This window comes from Hungatella hominis (genome assembly GCF_014288005.1).
Taxonomy (GTDB): domain Bacteria; phylum Bacillota; class Clostridia; order Lachnospirales; family Lachnospiraceae; genus Hungatella; species Hungatella effluvii.
The window spans coordinates 682,231-696,957 of record NZ_JACOPB010000001.1; the positions used below are offsets into that span (position 1 = coordinate 682,231).

A 14,727-nucleotide genomic window follows, 5' to 3' on the forward strand; every position below is an offset into this window, starting at 1 on the left:
CGTCCTGTCTCATACAATGATATAATTTTTCGACCCCACTCTTTCAATAAAAAATCTACAGGAGATGAAACTTTTCACATCCTGTGTTTGTCAATAAAGTAGACGGGAACAAAAACAGCATGCCTGTGAAAGGAGACAGAAAACAAAATATGAAACAGGATCATTATGACATTATGGTAAATTATATCATTGCAAATCAAAAGAAGTTTTACAGGCTGGCCTATACCTATGTGAGAAACGAGAACGACGCGCTGGATATCGTTCAGAATGCCATATGCAGCGCGCTGGAGCATTATGAGTCGATACGGGAGATCTCGTATATTAAAACCTGGTTTTACAGAGTGCTGGTTCATGAGAGTCTGAACTATGTAAAAAAGAAGAACCGGGAAATCGTGAGTGATGAACCGCTGGGCGGGGAGGCCGCCTATGTGGAGCCGGGCTACGGGGAGACGGAGGGGTTTTTTGAAGAGCTGGACCGTCTTCCGGCCGATACCCAGAATGTGATCAGACTGAGATTTTATGAGGAAATGTCTCTGCAGGAAATTGCTGCGGTTATGGAACTGAGTGTAAACACTGTAAAATCGAAATTGTACAGAGGGCTTAAATCATTAAAGGAGGAGCTGGTGATATGAGCAGATTAAAGGACAGCAAGAACGTATACGACAACATTCCCATCCCGGACCGGTTGGAGGAGACTGTGGCCTCAGCCATTGAGCAGGCCGCCGCGCGGCGAAAAGAAGAAAATGGCGTACCGGACCAGCCGGCAATGGATCGCCGGGACAGGAAAAAATGGCGAAGGCGGGGCAGAGTGATCTCTGGCTGTGGTCTGGCTGCTGCTGCCGCACTGACGGTAGTGGTCGCTGTCGGGGTTAATACCAGCCCGACATTTGCCGAAGAAATACGGGGGATTCCGGTGATTGGAGCTATCGTAAGGCTGTTTACCGCAGAATCGTGGCAGTCCGACACGGATGATGCCGGAATTTCGGTGGAGGTCCCCGGAATTGAGATGATTCGCGGCGAGACGAAAAATCTGGCGGAAGAGATCAACGAGGAAATCAAGGCGAAGTGTGACGCCTACGCGGCAGCGGCCGTAGAACGGGCAAAGGAGTACAAAAAGGCATTCCTGGATACGGGCGGAACGGAAGCGGAGTGGAAAGAGCATGATATCCAGATTCGCGTATGGTATGAACTGAAAAGCCAGAACGATTCCCATCTCTCCTTTACGGTCAGCGGATCCGAAAGCTGGGTCTCTGCCTACAGTGAGACGTATTACTACAATATCGACCTGACAACTGGAAGGTATTTAAGTCTGGAGGATCTTTTAGGACCGGATTACATGGAAAAGGCAAATGAGAGCATACGCGCCCTGATCAAAGCGCGGGAAGCGGACTCTGAAGTAAAATTCTTTACAAAGGCTGAAGGCGGCTTTGAAACCGTGACGGCAGATATCCCGTTCTATATCAATGAGAAGGGCAATCCAGTCGTAGTATTTGAAAAGTATGGGATTGCGCCCGGGGCATTGGAACGCCCGGAGTTTGAGATCAAAAGGCAGACGGAGGAGAAAGCACCAATGGAGGAGAAAGCGTCAGCGGAGACCGCGGCAAAGGAGCGTATGACGGAAGAACAGGCGGAGTCCGGCGGCCTGGATAATTTCTCCGTGGATCAGAGCGAGGCGGAGGCCTTTGCCGGCAGAATTCAGAAGGCTGTCGCGGAACAGGATCTGGAGGCGCTGGCTGACTGTATCTCCTTCCCTACCTATATAGGTTTTCGGGATGAAGGCGTCGTGGTCAGTACGAGAGAAGAATTTCTCGCTTTCGGAAAAGAGAAGATATTTACGGCTGATCTTATTTCCTCCATAAAAAATACGGATATTACAGCGCTGGAGGCGAGCATGGCAGGGTTTCATATGCAGGAGCAGTCGGAGGAGAGGAAACCAGGCATCACATTTGGTATCGTGAATGGAAAATTGGCTGTCAATGGAATCAATTACTGATCTGTAAAGGGGGAAAGGCAGCCTCTCTGAAAAGGATAGTATACAGCCTCCCCGAAGATCCGCTTGACATGAGAGGTCTATCGTGATAGACTTAATGCAAAGGGCTATTACGATAGACCAGAACCATGCGGCAATGATGGATTGAAGGGAGGCATTTACATGGAAGAAAAGAAGGAGATTCGTGAAAAGAATCAGATAGAAGAAAAGAATCAAATAGAAGAAAAGAATCAAATAGAAGAAAAGAAACTGTATGAGAGCGAATACCGTTTCATGAACCTGATCTGGGACAATGAGCCGGTGAATTCCACGGAGCTTGTGAGAATCTGCGGAAAAGAACTGGGCTGGAAGAAGTCCACCTGCTATACAGTTTTAAAAAAACTGGCAGGAAGGGGCTTTGTGAAGAATGAACAGGCCATCGTGAGCTCGCTGATTCCCAGGGAAGAGGTTTTAAAGTACGAGAGTGAGACGGTAGTGGACAGAAACTTTGACGGTTCTCTGCCCGCCTTTGTGACTGCTTTTCTGAAGGACAGAAAGCTGACAGCGAAGGAAGCGGAGGAAATCAGACAGATGATAGAAATGGCGGTGAAGTAATGGATGTGGATCAGATGATGATCACTCTTTTGAACATGAGCATTACCGCAGGCTTTGCCGCCCTTTTGGTGATGGCGCTGCGCCTGCTGTATAAGAGGCTTCCCAAGCGGTTTTCCTGTGTGTTGTGGTTGGTGGTGATCTTTCGCTTTTTATGCCCGTTTTCCCTCCAGTCGGCTTACAGCCTGCTGCCATTTTATTCGAATCCCCTGGAGGATCGGATCATCTATGAAAATACGCCCTCCATTGATTCGGGGGTCTTCTTTATAGACCGTCCCGTGAACCAGGTTCTGGAGCAGACCATGACCGTGACCAATCCCTATATGTCAGTCAATCCCATACAGATCCTGCTGTTTGTGATGCTGGTAGTCTGGGAGGCGGGAATGCTGGTCTTCTTCCTCTTCCATTTTGCCGGGTATATCCGTTTGAAATGGAGGCTTGGAACGGCAGTGAAGATCCAGGAGCCCGATCCGGACCATGAAGATGAAAAAGGCCGGAGACCGGAACACGGGATTTATGAATCCGACCGGATTCCCGGCGCCTTTGTCATGGGAATATTCCGCCCGGTGATCTACCTTCCTTCAAACTTAACGGAGATGGAACGGGAGTGTGTCTTGAGGCATGAACGGATCCATATCCGGCGTCGTGACTATCTCGTTAAGCTTCTGGGGCTTCTGATGGTTATCGTGCACTGGTTTAACCCCATCGCCCATATAGCTTTCCGTCTGCTCTGCAAGGACATGGAGATGTCCTGTGACGAGGCGGTGGTGAGCGAGCTGGGAGAGGGCGGAAAGAGGCAGTACTCGCTGGCACTCCTGTCTGCTGCGGAGAAAGGCAGCGGAGCGCGCCTGCCCCTGGCCTTTGGAGAGAGCCATACGAAATCGAGAATAAAGAATGTTTTAAACTATAAGAAAGCGGGCTTCCGGATCACGCTCTGCGCCGTGATCGTAACGGCAGCGGCCGTGCTGTGCCTCATGACCGTCAGGGAAAAACCCGTGGATCCGGAGGCGGTTTCCATCATTGGAGGCGGAGACGGCCCTACCAGCATTTTCATTGCAGGTAAGGATGACGGCGAGACGCCGGCCATGCCTGTGGAAATGCCGGATACCTCCTGGCTCTCCGGGCAGGTATTGGAAAAGGGGCTTGAAAGTAGCATTACCATAGATTACGCCTCAAAGGATCAGATCATTTTTCATGGAAGCTGCGGCCTGTTCAGTTTTCAGCTTGAAGACGGAAAGTGGGTGCCGAACTTAATCATTGGGCCGGATGATACGGGAACCATCGACTTGGAGGCGATAACCAGCGCGCTTGATGCGGTGAAAAAGGAACCGGAATCGGAAGACAGCGTTCACAGAGAAGATTCTTTCGTCGGTAAGAATCCGGCAGCCGGAAGTTCTTTTGTCGATTACGATGTGGAAAAGCTTGCCGACGGAAGCATCGCCGTACTTGGTGGTATGGGGACCTCATCGAGCAACGGAGGATTGACGGGAAAGCTGGTGGATGTATTTTACGGTTGGTACCATCCGGACGATATGGTGATGCATCAGGTATACTTATTCGCCGGAGACGGTACAATGGTGGAAAATAACAGCGGAGAGATCGAAGAGCGGCGGTATTTGTTTACGACCGACGGTGCTGATTATTTCCTCAGAACTCCGCAGACAGCTCTTGAATTTGAACTGCAGGATGGAAAAGAGCCGGAAAGCCTTCATTTTCCATATGACCGGCTGGAGCTGGTGAGAAATGAAGGGGGATATGTCCAGGTTCTGGATCCCATGGTGATCATGGGACAGCCGGAAAGCCAGAAGATGGTTCTGGCGGAAGGAAGGATATACTATTACGGTGCGGCGAAGGCGGATATACTGAGCTTTAAATCTCATTCCCTGATCGGAATCCGCACGGATGGCAGCGACCGCCGGGTAGCCGGGATCGACTACTCGGTTTGCAGGGGTCTGTCCTACGACAACGGCTATCTCTATTATGAAGGCTGGAAAAATGCCATGGAGTTCCCGCGCCCGATTTACCGCATGAAGCCTGATTTCAGTGAGATAACAAAGCTGGGAGATTTTAACGGAAACCTGATATCCGTGGTGGATGGAACCTTCTATCTGTTAAGCGCGGAGAAACCAGCCATCGTACTGACGCGGGAAGGCCGCTTTGATGAAGTTATGTATTACGATAAGTGCGGATACGACGCGAAGAACTATGAGTGCGTGGCGGCGTCCGCGGCTGACGGGAAGCTTGCGATGAAGTTCGTGAATCTGTCGGAGAACCGGGAGTATGTGAATTATGAGATTCCGCTGGCGGCGGGGGATTTGTGGAAGAAGGTAAATAAAAAGTGATTACCGGTGTGTTGGGTATACTTGTGTGTTGGGTATAATTCATTACAGTAATAGAAAAAGATGCAGTTGCCAGGTAAATGTAATGATATTTATAATTGAGCAATCGTGTTTAAAATGTATATAGTGTGTATTTTCGAAGGCAGGATCATAAATACTGATCCTGTCTTCACTTTTTATCTTAATAATTTGAGATGAATAAGACTATAAAATAGTAGTCAATACATGACGGAAAAATATGTGATAAATATAGAATGTACTGGAATAATAGAATGGTATTGACAATGTGATATCAAAGAGTCATAATTAAATGACTGAGCATATATAGTCGTTTGCACTCCGCAACACAAGTGAAAATTAGAGGCAATCCAATTATATTTGGCATTTTTAATAGTTGAGTCCGATGATTATTTCATTTTTATCCGATACATTTAACTAATACGTTTACAAATACGAAAAGAGAGGTACTTTATGAAATTACTGAAAAAAATAATTGCAATGATAACTGGAGTCAGCCTATTAGCCGTAACTATGAATTTTCCGGTTTTTGCTCAGGGAAACACAACTTCTGCGCAAAGTGATTTCGAATCCCTGCTTAACGAGTATCATATCACGGTGCGAGGAGCGAGTGCCGAGATAAGTGCGAAAGAACTTAAGGGAATAATGAAAACAGGGAGTCCTTCCGCGCGTATACAAGAAATTAATATGAATACAGATGCGCCAGTAAGATTATCTGCAAAAGAGTTAAATGTATTTGACAAAGGTATAAAGCAAAGTGAGAAAAAATCAAAGTTTCCAATGTATCACGACTTGCTCACTCGTGGCCCGCACTTGTGAAACAAGCGTGTCAAGCACCCGGCGCTTGTCGTCAAAGTCAACAGACTCCCAGTCCCGCAGATAGCCGCTTATGCTTTCAACCTGAGAGGACGAAACGGAATTAGCGGTTAGGTCGGCTACCAGTTTCGCCTGGGTTTGCCGTTGCCCGTCCAATTCCTCAATCCGGCTGTTAGCGTATTGTAGCAAGGTGGGGTTTGCGCCGGATAGCATGTCAAGCAGTTTTTCAATTTCGCTTTCGGTTTTGGCAAGTGCGGCGCGGGCGGCGGTCAGTTTCGGATTGTAGCTTGCAGTTCTGCCGCCTTTCAGCGTTTGGAACACCCGCATTTTCTTAACCATTTCCTCATACACGGCTTGTTCAAGCACCTGTTTCGTCAAAGTGCCCGCACCTTGACAGCCTTTATTTTCTGTTCGTTGTTTACACCGTAAGTAGGTAACGCCATTCGGCGAGTTCAGGCTTGCGAGAGCGTACCCGCAACAGCCGCATTTGATTTTCCCGGCCAGCCATGTATTATGGCATTTGCGCCCGTTCTGGAACGTGGTGTTTTGTGACAGCTTGCGCTGGACGGCCAGCCAGAGCCCTGACGGGATGCGGCCCTTGTGGGGCGCTATGACGAGGATCGGCTCCTCACCCTCCCGGCCCTGATACAGATAGCACCCATAATCACCTGTGAACAGTTCCGGCAGGCTTTCGATTTTCACGCCCTGGGCCTTGAAGTATTCGTAAATATCCATATCGGCCTGGACGTAAACCGGGTTCCGTAAGAGCTGGCCTAAAAATCCGCGTTTTAGCGTTTTCTTATACACCAGAATACCCTGCGTGGTGAAGTACCGGGTAATATCGCCGTATGAGGTTTCCGGCTCCCCGTACATTTCAAACATCATCTCGGCATAGTCCATCTCCGCGTTTTCCACCAGCTTTTTTGTCTTAATCCCGTCCATGACGATGGGCTCCAGATCAAAACCGTAAGCCGCCCGGCCCCGCATATAGTAGCCTTTGGCACACCGGGAATAGAAAGCGTCCGTTACACGCATTTGGATGCTTTCGCGTTCCAGCTGCGCGAACACGATACAGATGTTAAGCATCGCCCGGCCCATCGGGGTTGAGGTATCAAACTTTTCTGTGCAGGAGACAAACTCCACATTGTACTGCTTGAATAGTTCCATGAGCTTTGCAAAGTCCACTATGGAGCGGCTGATTCTGTCCAGCTTGTAAACGACTACCCGCTTAATCAGCCCGGCCTTGATGTCCCCCAAAAGCCGCTGGAAATCGGGGCGGTCAATGTTTTTACCCGAATATCCTTTGTCCTTATATTCCTTGCCCTCACCGCCTTTTAATTCATACCGGCAAAACTCGAATTGACTTTCAATGCTGATACTGTCCTTTTTGTCGATGGATTGTCTGCCGTAAATCGTGTCTATTCTATGATCCATAATGAGCTCCCTTTCCGTTAGAACAGGAGCCAACCTACAAGTATATTATACCTCTGCCGGCCCCCTTGAACAAGGATGCCCCCGCAAAGGGGAACGGGCGGCCTCTGGACATTTTATCCAGAAGCCGCCCGCTCTGCGTCAGGGGTGAAATAAATATCCCTCTATCTATCAACCGCACTTTGGGGCCAAAAGTGAAGCCCCTAATGATAAATATTTTGCAAACTTTCTTTTCTGGTACTTCTGGACATTTTGTCCAGAAGTACCAGCTATGTAATAATACCATGAATAGACGCGCTTGTTATTCCTTTTTGCGTTTGGGGTCTATGAAACGGTAGCCCACGCCCCGGACGTTTTCAATGCACTCCCCGCCGTCCAGCTTTTGCCGCAGGCGGCTCACGCTAACAGGGATAGCGTTGGTTTCGTTGCCGGAAAAATCATCGCCCCATACATAGTAGCGCAGTTGTTCATGCGTCAGTACCCGCCCTGCCTGAGAGGACAGCACATACAGCAGATCAAACTCCCGGCGGGGCAAGTCCAATTCCCGCCCATTATAGACCACGCGGCGGGTAAGGGGATCAATCAACAAGTTTTCAAACGTGACGATGGTATAGCACCGCTGGCCGGGCAGGGGCGGGGCGGCGGCGTTATAGCGCCGGAGCAGGGCCTGGGCCCGGAGCAGGCACTCCTGGAGCTCCAGGGGCTTTTGTATGAAATCATCCGCGCCCATTTCATAGGCCCGCGCACGGTGCTCAATACCGCCCTGAAAGGACAGCACCAGGATCGGCATATTCCTCATTTGCCGCATGAACCGGAGCAGTTGGAGCCCGTCCGTTTCCGACAGGGAGATGTCCAGGATCACAAGCTCGTAGTTATGGCGGGTAAGGCGCTCAATGCCGTCTATCACAGACAGGGTATAATAAGCACCGATGCCGTATTCAGTCAAGGCGTACTTGATGGCCTTGCAGTTTTTTAAGTCACTATCAATAATCAACACTCTTTGCTCCGCGTTCATAGGGTAGCCCTCCTTTCCGATTGTTGTCCCCTGTCACTTCTGGACAAAATGTCCAGAAGTGACAGCGCTACTAATTTTTGAGATATCTTATCAAACATGATTATACAATCAGCTTTGCAATTTGATATAATCACAAATTATACTGGCTGCTGCTTCCACACCACACGAACTGTCAACACAGAGGTGATAGCCGTGGGGATCGCCCCATTCACCACCCGATATACTGTTATAGTATGAAGCGCGTGCCGCGTCGGAGCGCGCGATGCTTTTCCGTCCCGCTTCTTCCGTGTCACCGTACATTTCCATTACCTTTTTCACGCGGTATTCCTTGGGGGCATAGATGAAGATGCGAACCACATCGGGGTAATCACTCAAGACGTAATCAGCGGCGCGGCCTACAATGACGCAGGAGCCGCTATCGGCAATCTTGCGAATAATCTGTTCCTGTGCAACGATTGCCTGTTGGACAACATTTGTACTTAGATACAGGGAGCGCAGCAATTCCGGCGCATTTTCGTTGATGTCCGATACAAATTGCCGATCTAAACCAGCCTCCTGCGCGGCCAGCGCGGTCATCTCTTTATAATAGCAGGCAACCCCCATACGCTCTGCCACAAGCTGGGCGATTCGTTTCCCACATGAGCCGTGTTCACGGGCGATTGTAACGATAACGCCTTTTTGAGAGGGACGGATTACCGCATCCACTGGCACAGACTCGCGGCTTTCACCGGACTCCATGGTTTTGAAATAGTGCACAGTCAGACACACGGCAACAATCATACCAATGATATCTGCGGCAGGCGCGGCAAACAGAATCGCATTGATACCGCTGCCCGCTTGGTTCCCCTCAAAAATCGAGGGAATCAAAATTACAAGCGGCACAAAGCAGACAATATCACGGGTCAGGGACGCGATGACCGCCATAACGGGCTTGCCCACAGCCTGAAAGAAAATAGAGGACATTTTAATCACACAGGTAAAGATCACGAGCGACAGGAAAATCCGGAATGTGCGCATAGCATATTCCAGGTAAAGCGCGTCGTTTCCAGAACCAAAAATGTTGATGACAACCTGCGGGCAAATCTCAAAAATCAAAGTGGATACAATGCCAACCGCAATCGTTGCAATCAGAACGGTGCGATAGGTTTCTTTGACGCGACCATATTTTTTTGCGCCGTAATTGTAGCCTAAAATCGGCTGTCCACCCAGAACAATACCGACGACGATATTGATGACAATGGTAAACACCTTTGTTTCAATGCTGATGACCGAAATGGGAATATCCTGCCCGTAGACGGACAAAGCGCCGTATTTGGCGAGCATGATGTTACAAGTCAGGGAAATGACAACAATGGACATCTGCGTGATGAACGACGATGCGCCTAATTTCAAAGCGTTGCTGAAAATCCTAAACTGCGGCACAAAGCTCGCCTTCGCCAGCCGGAAGCTCTTTGTTTTGAAAAAGTACAGTACGCTAACGAGGAAGGAAACGGTCTGCCCGATCACCGTTGCCCATGCCGCGCCAGCGATCCCCCAGTCCAGACCAAAGATAAATACTGGGTCAAGAATGATATTCAAAATTGCTCCCAGCGACATAGACGCCATAGAAACCGCCGGGCTTCCGTCAGCGCGGATCACGGCGTTCATCATGTTCATCAGCATAAAGGCCGGGAAGAAACAAAGCACGATGGTGAAGTATTCCATTGCCATACCAACCGTCTGGTCAGATGCGCCGAATAGACGGAGCAACGGCTCTTTCCATATCGCGCACAGAGCCAGCATAATTACACTGAGGATCAGCGTAATGGTGATGCCTGTGCCAATACAGCGGTGTGCATTTTGTGTGTCCTTTTTCCCTTGGCAAATGCTGAGATAGGCGGCGCAACCATCTCCGATACACCATGCGAATGCCTGTGCGATAATGAGGATGGGGAATACAATCCCCGTGGCGGCGTTGCCGAGATACCCTAACGCGCTGTTGCCGACAAAAATTTGGTCAACAATGTTATAAAGCGCACTGATGAGCAGCGAGAGGATGCAGGGGATTGAGAATTTTATTAGCAGTTTTGAAATCTTCTCCTCGCCCAGCATACGGTTTTGATTTGTTTGTTCCATGATTCTCCTCCTAATTCAGATATACTTTTGGAGTCTTTATCAGAGAAAAGCTACCTAAAAACTGCGGAGGACAAAAAAATAGTGCATAGAATCCGTTCGGAATTCTACGCACTTAGCTGTCCAACTAGTTTAGGATATCATATTTTTCTTATTAAAGTCAAGAAAGCTTTTTTAATTTTTTCATTATGGGGAAACAAACGCCCGCGAAAAGTACCCGTTTTCCGTGAGCGCACTATTGGCAAGCAGGGCAAGCGTTATACGCTTGCTATTTTTGCGGCCCCGCCGGGGCCGCAAAAATGCTTGTTGGGGTTGCTCCCCAAACCCGCCACTTCAGGACAAAATGTCCAGAAGTGATGACTGCGTCCCCGGCGCTATCGCGCCTGCTCCTTATCCCTGCCGGGGGCCGTGATTCCCAACAGATGGTTGATGTTCGTCCTGACGGCCAGAGCCTCCCGCATATCACGCTGGGCCGCGTGGTACTCGGCATAGAGGGCCTTTTTCTCCGCCGCAAGTAATCATAAGTGTGGACAGTATCAAGGCAAAACTGGGGCGGGACATAGAAACATACCGCTTTCCCCGAAACAGGCCCCGAAAAGGCTTAAAACAAGCAGGTTTTCAGGAGCCTAATTGTCCACGCTCCGGCTCTAAATGTTACGCCTTAAAGTCCAAAACAGGGGCAGTCCATAGAAAGATACCAGCCCCTCCAAACCGAGCCCCACAAAGCCTTGATACAAGCGGCTTTTTTAGGGCTAAAAGCTAACAGACCAGCCCTCGCGTTTTGTGTATTTTCCGTTTTCAACACTCCGCCTTTGATATGCGGGTTCAACCTTATCCCCCCGCCCTTTTCCAATCATGGAAAAGGGGGCGGCTCTGGAGGATATATCCCCCGCCGCGCCTCTGGTGGATAGCACAGCCAGGGCCGCCCGTCAAGGGTAAACCGCCGCAAGCGGCGGCGCTTTCGCGCCCTTGACAGACGACCCCGCCTATGCTTTTTGTGATGCGGCGACGGGGGATATATACCCACAGGAGCCATGTTGACGTATCTCGTCAACCTCTGGACAAAATGTCCAGAAGTAAGCGGGGTTAGTCAACAATAGGCCGCGTCTCGCCTCACGAAAAAACGCCGTCCATTGTCTCCAATGGCGGCATTTTATTGTAGGTTGGCCCCTGTGTTTTCAGTTGTTTTATTATGCCCTTGTCAAGAACCTTTACTGGAACTGCAGTATTATAATACAGAAGGCGAAATGAGAGAGAGTTTTCTTTCAGAAGCACGCAATTCCGTAATTGATGTAGAACTGGTACGGGGAAAGACAACTTGGGGAATTGGAAGTTCTTTCACTCCGTATGAAGACCCTGATGCGGCTGCGCCGAGAAAAACAACAAATATTTCATCTAAAAAGACGGGAAACCTAAAATATATAAAAACACAGGATCTTGTTGGGGAATGCAAGATCCTGTGTTTTTATATATAGAGCAAAAGTTAGATGTAATCAATGTGGACAAACTTCATGTGTTTCGGTATCAATTAATGATCCCAGTATTATCTTGCCACACTTGGAACAGCGCTGGGCGTCATAATATTTGGTGATACAGCCGCCATTGCTTTTCTTTGAGTGTTTGGATATCGTTCCTTCAACATAATCATGATTGCAGGCAGCATACTCGGAACGGTCGGAAGTATCAATTTTATATATGTTTCCGTCAGTATCGGTGAACTGGTAATCATAAAAAATGGGACTGGAACTATTTGTGAGCTTAAAATCTCCACTTTGAAAAACGATAGTGTCAGAGGAACGAATGTTTAATAGAGGATTATTCGAACTATTGCAAACCATATCCAGTTCCGTTGGGGATTGGTAAGCAAAAGCAGTAAAACTGCTGCACAAAACCATACAGGAAGCTAGTAATACAGATAATCTTTTTCCGTGTTTCTTTTGTTTATCAGGAATCATAATTAAATCCATCCTTTCTTTGAGACCATTGGTCGAGTTACTGAATGAAGATGCATAGGTGGTTCGATACTGCACGTCATTAGCTGCCATATCTATGATTAGCGAGGCATAATTTTTCCGATCCTTTTGATTCATTCCCAGTGTGATTATTTCATCACAGGAGGCCTCCACCGTTTTATTTAATTGAAGTTCAAGAAGATAGACCAACGGGTTAAACCAGTAGATGCAAGTGACAAGATGTCGTAGAAATAAAAATAATGTATCACAACGACGGATGTGAGTCAGCTCGTGTTTTAAAATAAGTCTTTGTTTTTCAGATGACAGGTTAGCAGGCAACACGATAAGAGGTGAAAGTATCCCCGCTGTAAATGGACTTATACAATTTGATTGATATAGGCGGACTTTTCTTTTGATTCTCACAGTTTGACGATAATGATCGACATAATCTATAATATCTAGATCAGTGATTTCCGTCATAGACAACTGAATCAGTTTTTTAAATCGAAAATATTTTAACTGTTGCCAGACAAATGCGGCAATGGCCATGACAATCCAAACAAGCACAATCGTGAGATTTATCTGATAAGCAGAGTTTGTATAGGTACTGTGAGGAGTGGATACCATAATTGGAATATTTCCGGCAAGTTTAAAATCGGTCTGAGTTGGTGCTTGGTGCAGAATCAGTTTTAGAAATCCTAACGGAGTCAGAAAAAAGAATAGCACGAGCTTCAATATGATATATTTCCAGCGATTGCTCAAACTATTTTTAAAAATTCTGACAGCAATTAAGTATAATAAAAATAAAATACTTCCAGTGAAGCACATTGTAAAAATAATATTCAATGTATTGTGTCCCTCCTTAAAAATTATAATTGATCCAGATATTCCTTTAATTCTTTAATATCTTCGGATTTTAAAGAGTGACTATCGGATAAGGCCGCTACAAATTTTTTTAAAGATCCACCGTAAAGAGCGTTAAGAACTTCAGAAGCCTTTTGTGCTTCATATTCTTCTTTCGTATACGCATAAATATATTTTCGCCCGTTTTTTACTACGAGACCTTTTTCAATCAGCCGGGTTAAATAAGTATTCACCGTCTGACGTTTCCATTCTTTGCCTAAGTGCTCAAAATATTCAATTAATTCATTGATAGTTATCCAGTGTTTACTTTCCCATAAGACGTTCATAATGGCCTGCTCAGCAGGTGTAATATCTTGCTTCATTCAACTCACTCCCAATGGTATGATATATACGACTAATGTTATTAGTCGTATATATCATACCATTTACACAGGTTTTTGTCAATAAAAGAGCTGAATTGAGCTGAAAATTATAATATAACAGCATCCGATGGCAATTTTGAAAAAATGATCAGCATCTTAGATATGACTACGCATAGTAGTCTAATTAAAAATGCGTTTTAAAAGCTAACGGCTGGCAACCTTTGAAGAAAAAATATTTCTATAGAATAAATAAAAGTAGGAAGGAAATTCATAATTATTGAATTTCCTTCCTATTTATAAGCTCATAACGGAAATGCAGTTCGATGCTTCTATCTGATTACGTATTTCTCTCTATTTTTACGAAAGGTATCCCTTCATGCTTTTGAGTGCGTTTTTTTCCAGACGGCTGACCTGGGCCTGGCTGATGTGAATCTCCTCGGCTACCTCAGTCTGGGTCTTTCCCTCGAAGAAGCGCATGTCGATAATGTGGCGTTCCCGTTCGGGAAGGCGTTTCATGGCTTCATTTAAGGAGATGTCCTCCACCCAGTTTTCCTCCAGATTCTTTTTGTCACTGATCTGGTCCATGACGAAGAGTGGATCGCCGCCGTCGGAATATACAGGCTCGTACAGGCTGACAGGGCTCTGAATGGCATCCAGAGCATAGGTGATGTCCTCCTTGCTGACGCCGATTTCATTGGCGATTTCCATGATGGTAGGCTCTTTTAAGTTTTTCTTCATGAGATTTTCTTTTGCATAGATGGCTTTATAGGCGGTGTCGCGTAAGGAACGGCTGACACGGATCGAATTGTTATCCCGAAGATAGCGGCGTACCTCGCCCAGTATCATGGGAACGGCATACGTTGAAAAGCGTACGTTCTGTGTAATGTCAAAATTGTCAATGGCTTTGATCAGGCCGATGCAGCCAATCTGGAACAAGTCGTCCACATTTTCGTTACTGCCTGAAAAACGCTGTATGACGCTGAGAACCAGTCTTAAGTTACCCTTAATATATTCCTCTCTGGCTTCCATATCGCCATCCAGGATCCTCTTAAATAAGGCTTCTTTTTCTTCGTTGTTTAAAAGGGGCAGCTTTGAAGTGTTAACGCCGCAGATCTCTACTTTGTATACAGGCATGTCTTTCCCTCCGCATCATTCTTTTTAGTCATAAAGGAATGATGTACTTATTCGGAGGCTTTTATACGATGCCAGATTTAAATTTTATTTCCATTTTCTGGCG

Annotated in this window: 12 protein-coding genes; 6 read left to right on the plus strand and 6 right to left on the minus strand. The window is 47.1% G+C overall.

Annotated features, from left to right (window positions below):
* Window positions 1–149 precede the first annotated feature (149 nt).
* The 5 genes from H8S75_RS03180 (at window position 150) to H8S75_RS03200 (ending at window position 5,757) form a co-directional block, all read left to right on the plus strand.
* Window positions 150–632, plus strand: coding sequence for an RNA polymerase sigma factor (locus H8S75_RS03180; protein WP_187019260.1), 483 nt, complete (start codon window positions 150–152; stop codon window positions 630–632).
* Window positions 629–1,993 (plus strand): RsiV family protein, encoded by a 1,365-nt coding sequence (locus tag H8S75_RS03185; protein ID WP_187019262.1) that lies wholly within the window; start codon window positions 629–631, stop codon window positions 1,991–1,993. Before H8S75_RS03180 ends, H8S75_RS03185 begins: the two co-directional genes overlap by 4 nt.
* 159 nt (window positions 1,994–2,152) lie before the next feature.
* Window positions 2,153–2,584 (plus strand): BlaI/MecI/CopY family transcriptional regulator, encoded by a 432-nt coding sequence (locus H8S75_RS03190; RefSeq protein WP_207729046.1) that lies wholly within the window; start codon window positions 2,153–2,155, stop codon window positions 2,582–2,584.
* Window positions 2,584–4,923 (plus strand): M56 family metallopeptidase, encoded by a 2,340-nt coding sequence (locus tag H8S75_RS03195; RefSeq protein ID WP_187019264.1) that lies wholly within the window; start codon window positions 2,584–2,586, stop codon window positions 4,921–4,923. The genes H8S75_RS03190 and H8S75_RS03195 overlap by 1 nt, the downstream gene beginning before the upstream one ends.
* 468 nt (window positions 4,924–5,391) lie before the next feature.
* Complete coding sequence (locus tag H8S75_RS03200; protein ID WP_187019266.1) at window positions 5,392–5,757, plus strand: hypothetical protein; 366 nt, start codon at window positions 5,392–5,394, stop codon at window positions 5,755–5,757.
* Here the strand turns inward: H8S75_RS03200 and H8S75_RS03205 are convergent.
* The 3 genes from H8S75_RS03205 to H8S75_RS03215 form a co-directional block, all read right to left on the minus strand.
* A complete protein-coding gene (locus tag H8S75_RS03205) occupies window positions 5,707–7,188 on the minus strand; it encodes a recombinase family protein (RefSeq protein WP_187019267.1) in 1,482 nt (493 codons plus the stop codon). The genes H8S75_RS03200 and H8S75_RS03205 overlap by 51 nt on opposite strands.
* A 298-nt stretch (window positions 7,189–7,486) precedes the next feature.
* Window positions 7,487–8,200 (minus strand): response regulator transcription factor, encoded by a 714-nt coding sequence (locus tag H8S75_RS03210; protein WP_187019269.1) that lies wholly within the window; start codon window positions 8,198–8,200, stop codon window positions 7,487–7,489.
* Between the two features lie 108 nt (window positions 8,201–8,308).
* Window positions 8,309–10,315 carry an MATE family efflux transporter gene (locus H8S75_RS03215; RefSeq protein ID WP_187019270.1) on the minus strand — a complete coding sequence of 669 codons (2,007 nt, stop codon included), beginning with the start codon at window positions 10,313–10,315 and terminating at the stop codon, window positions 8,309–8,311.
* A gap of 1,244 nt (window positions 10,316–11,559) precedes the next feature.
* Between H8S75_RS03215 and H8S75_RS03220 the strand changes: the two genes are divergently transcribed.
* On the plus strand, window positions 11,560–11,787 hold the full coding sequence (locus tag H8S75_RS03220; protein ID WP_187019271.1) for a hypothetical protein: 228 nt from the start codon (window positions 11,560–11,562) through the stop codon (window positions 11,785–11,787).
* 18 nt (window positions 11,788–11,805) lie between these two features.
* Here H8S75_RS03220 and H8S75_RS03225 read toward each other — a convergent pair whose 3' ends face one another.
* The 3 genes from H8S75_RS03225 to sigG all read right to left on the minus strand — a co-directional run bounded on the left by H8S75_RS03225 (window position 11,806) and on the right by sigG (window position 14,624).
* Complete coding sequence (locus tag H8S75_RS03225; protein WP_187019273.1) at window positions 11,806–13,110, minus strand: M56 family metallopeptidase; 1,305 nt, start codon at window positions 13,108–13,110, stop codon at window positions 11,806–11,808.
* A gap of 23 nt (window positions 13,111–13,133) precedes the next feature.
* Window positions 13,134–13,490: a BlaI/MecI/CopY family transcriptional regulator gene (locus H8S75_RS03230; protein WP_002603570.1), complete on the minus strand. Its 357-nt coding sequence runs from the start codon at window positions 13,488–13,490 to the stop codon at window positions 13,134–13,136.
* Window positions 13,491–13,847: 357 nt separating this feature from the next.
* On the minus strand, window positions 13,848–14,624 hold the full coding sequence (gene sigG / locus H8S75_RS03235) for an RNA polymerase sporulation sigma factor SigG (protein ID WP_002603571.1): 777 nt from the start codon (window positions 14,622–14,624) through the stop codon (window positions 13,848–13,850).
* Window positions 14,625–14,727: the final 103 nt, after the last annotated feature.

Bases quoted from the DNA above. Each gene is read 5' to 3' on its own strand.
- H8S75_RS03190 (WP_207729046.1), top strand. From the start codon at position 2,153: ATGGAAGAAAAGAAGGAGATTCGTGAAAAGAATCAGATAGAAGAAAAG.
- H8S75_RS03185 (WP_187019262.1), top strand. From the start codon at position 629: ATGAGCAGATTAAAGGACAGCAAGAACGTATACGACAACATTCCCATC.
- H8S75_RS03200 (WP_187019266.1), top strand. From the start codon at position 5,392: ATGAAATTACTGAAAAAAATAATTGCAATGATAACTGGAGTCAGCCTA.
- H8S75_RS03220 (WP_187019271.1), top strand. From the start codon at position 11,560: ATGAGAGAGAGTTTTCTTTCAGAAGCACGCAATTCCGTAATTGATGTA.
- H8S75_RS03210 (WP_187019269.1), bottom strand. From the start codon at position 8,200: ATGAACGCGGAGCAAAGAGTGTTGATTATTGATAGTGACTTAAAAAAC.
- H8S75_RS03205 (WP_187019267.1), bottom strand. From the start codon at position 7,188: ATGGATCATAGAATAGACACGATTTACGGCAGACAATCCATCGACAAA.
- H8S75_RS03195 (WP_187019264.1), top strand. From the start codon at position 2,584: ATGGATGTGGATCAGATGATGATCACTCTTTTGAACATGAGCATTACC.
- sigG (WP_002603571.1), bottom strand. From the start codon at position 14,624: ATGCCTGTATACAAAGTAGAGATCTGCGGCGTTAACACTTCAAAGCTG.
- H8S75_RS03230 (WP_002603570.1), bottom strand. From the start codon at position 13,490: ATGAAGCAAGATATTACACCTGCTGAGCAGGCCATTATGAACGTCTTA.
- H8S75_RS03215 (WP_187019270.1), bottom strand. From the start codon at position 10,315: ATGGAACAAACAAATCAAAACCGTATGCTGGGCGAGGAGAAGATTTCA.
- H8S75_RS03180 (WP_187019260.1), top strand. From the start codon at position 150: ATGAAACAGGATCATTATGACATTATGGTAAATTATATCATTGCAAAT.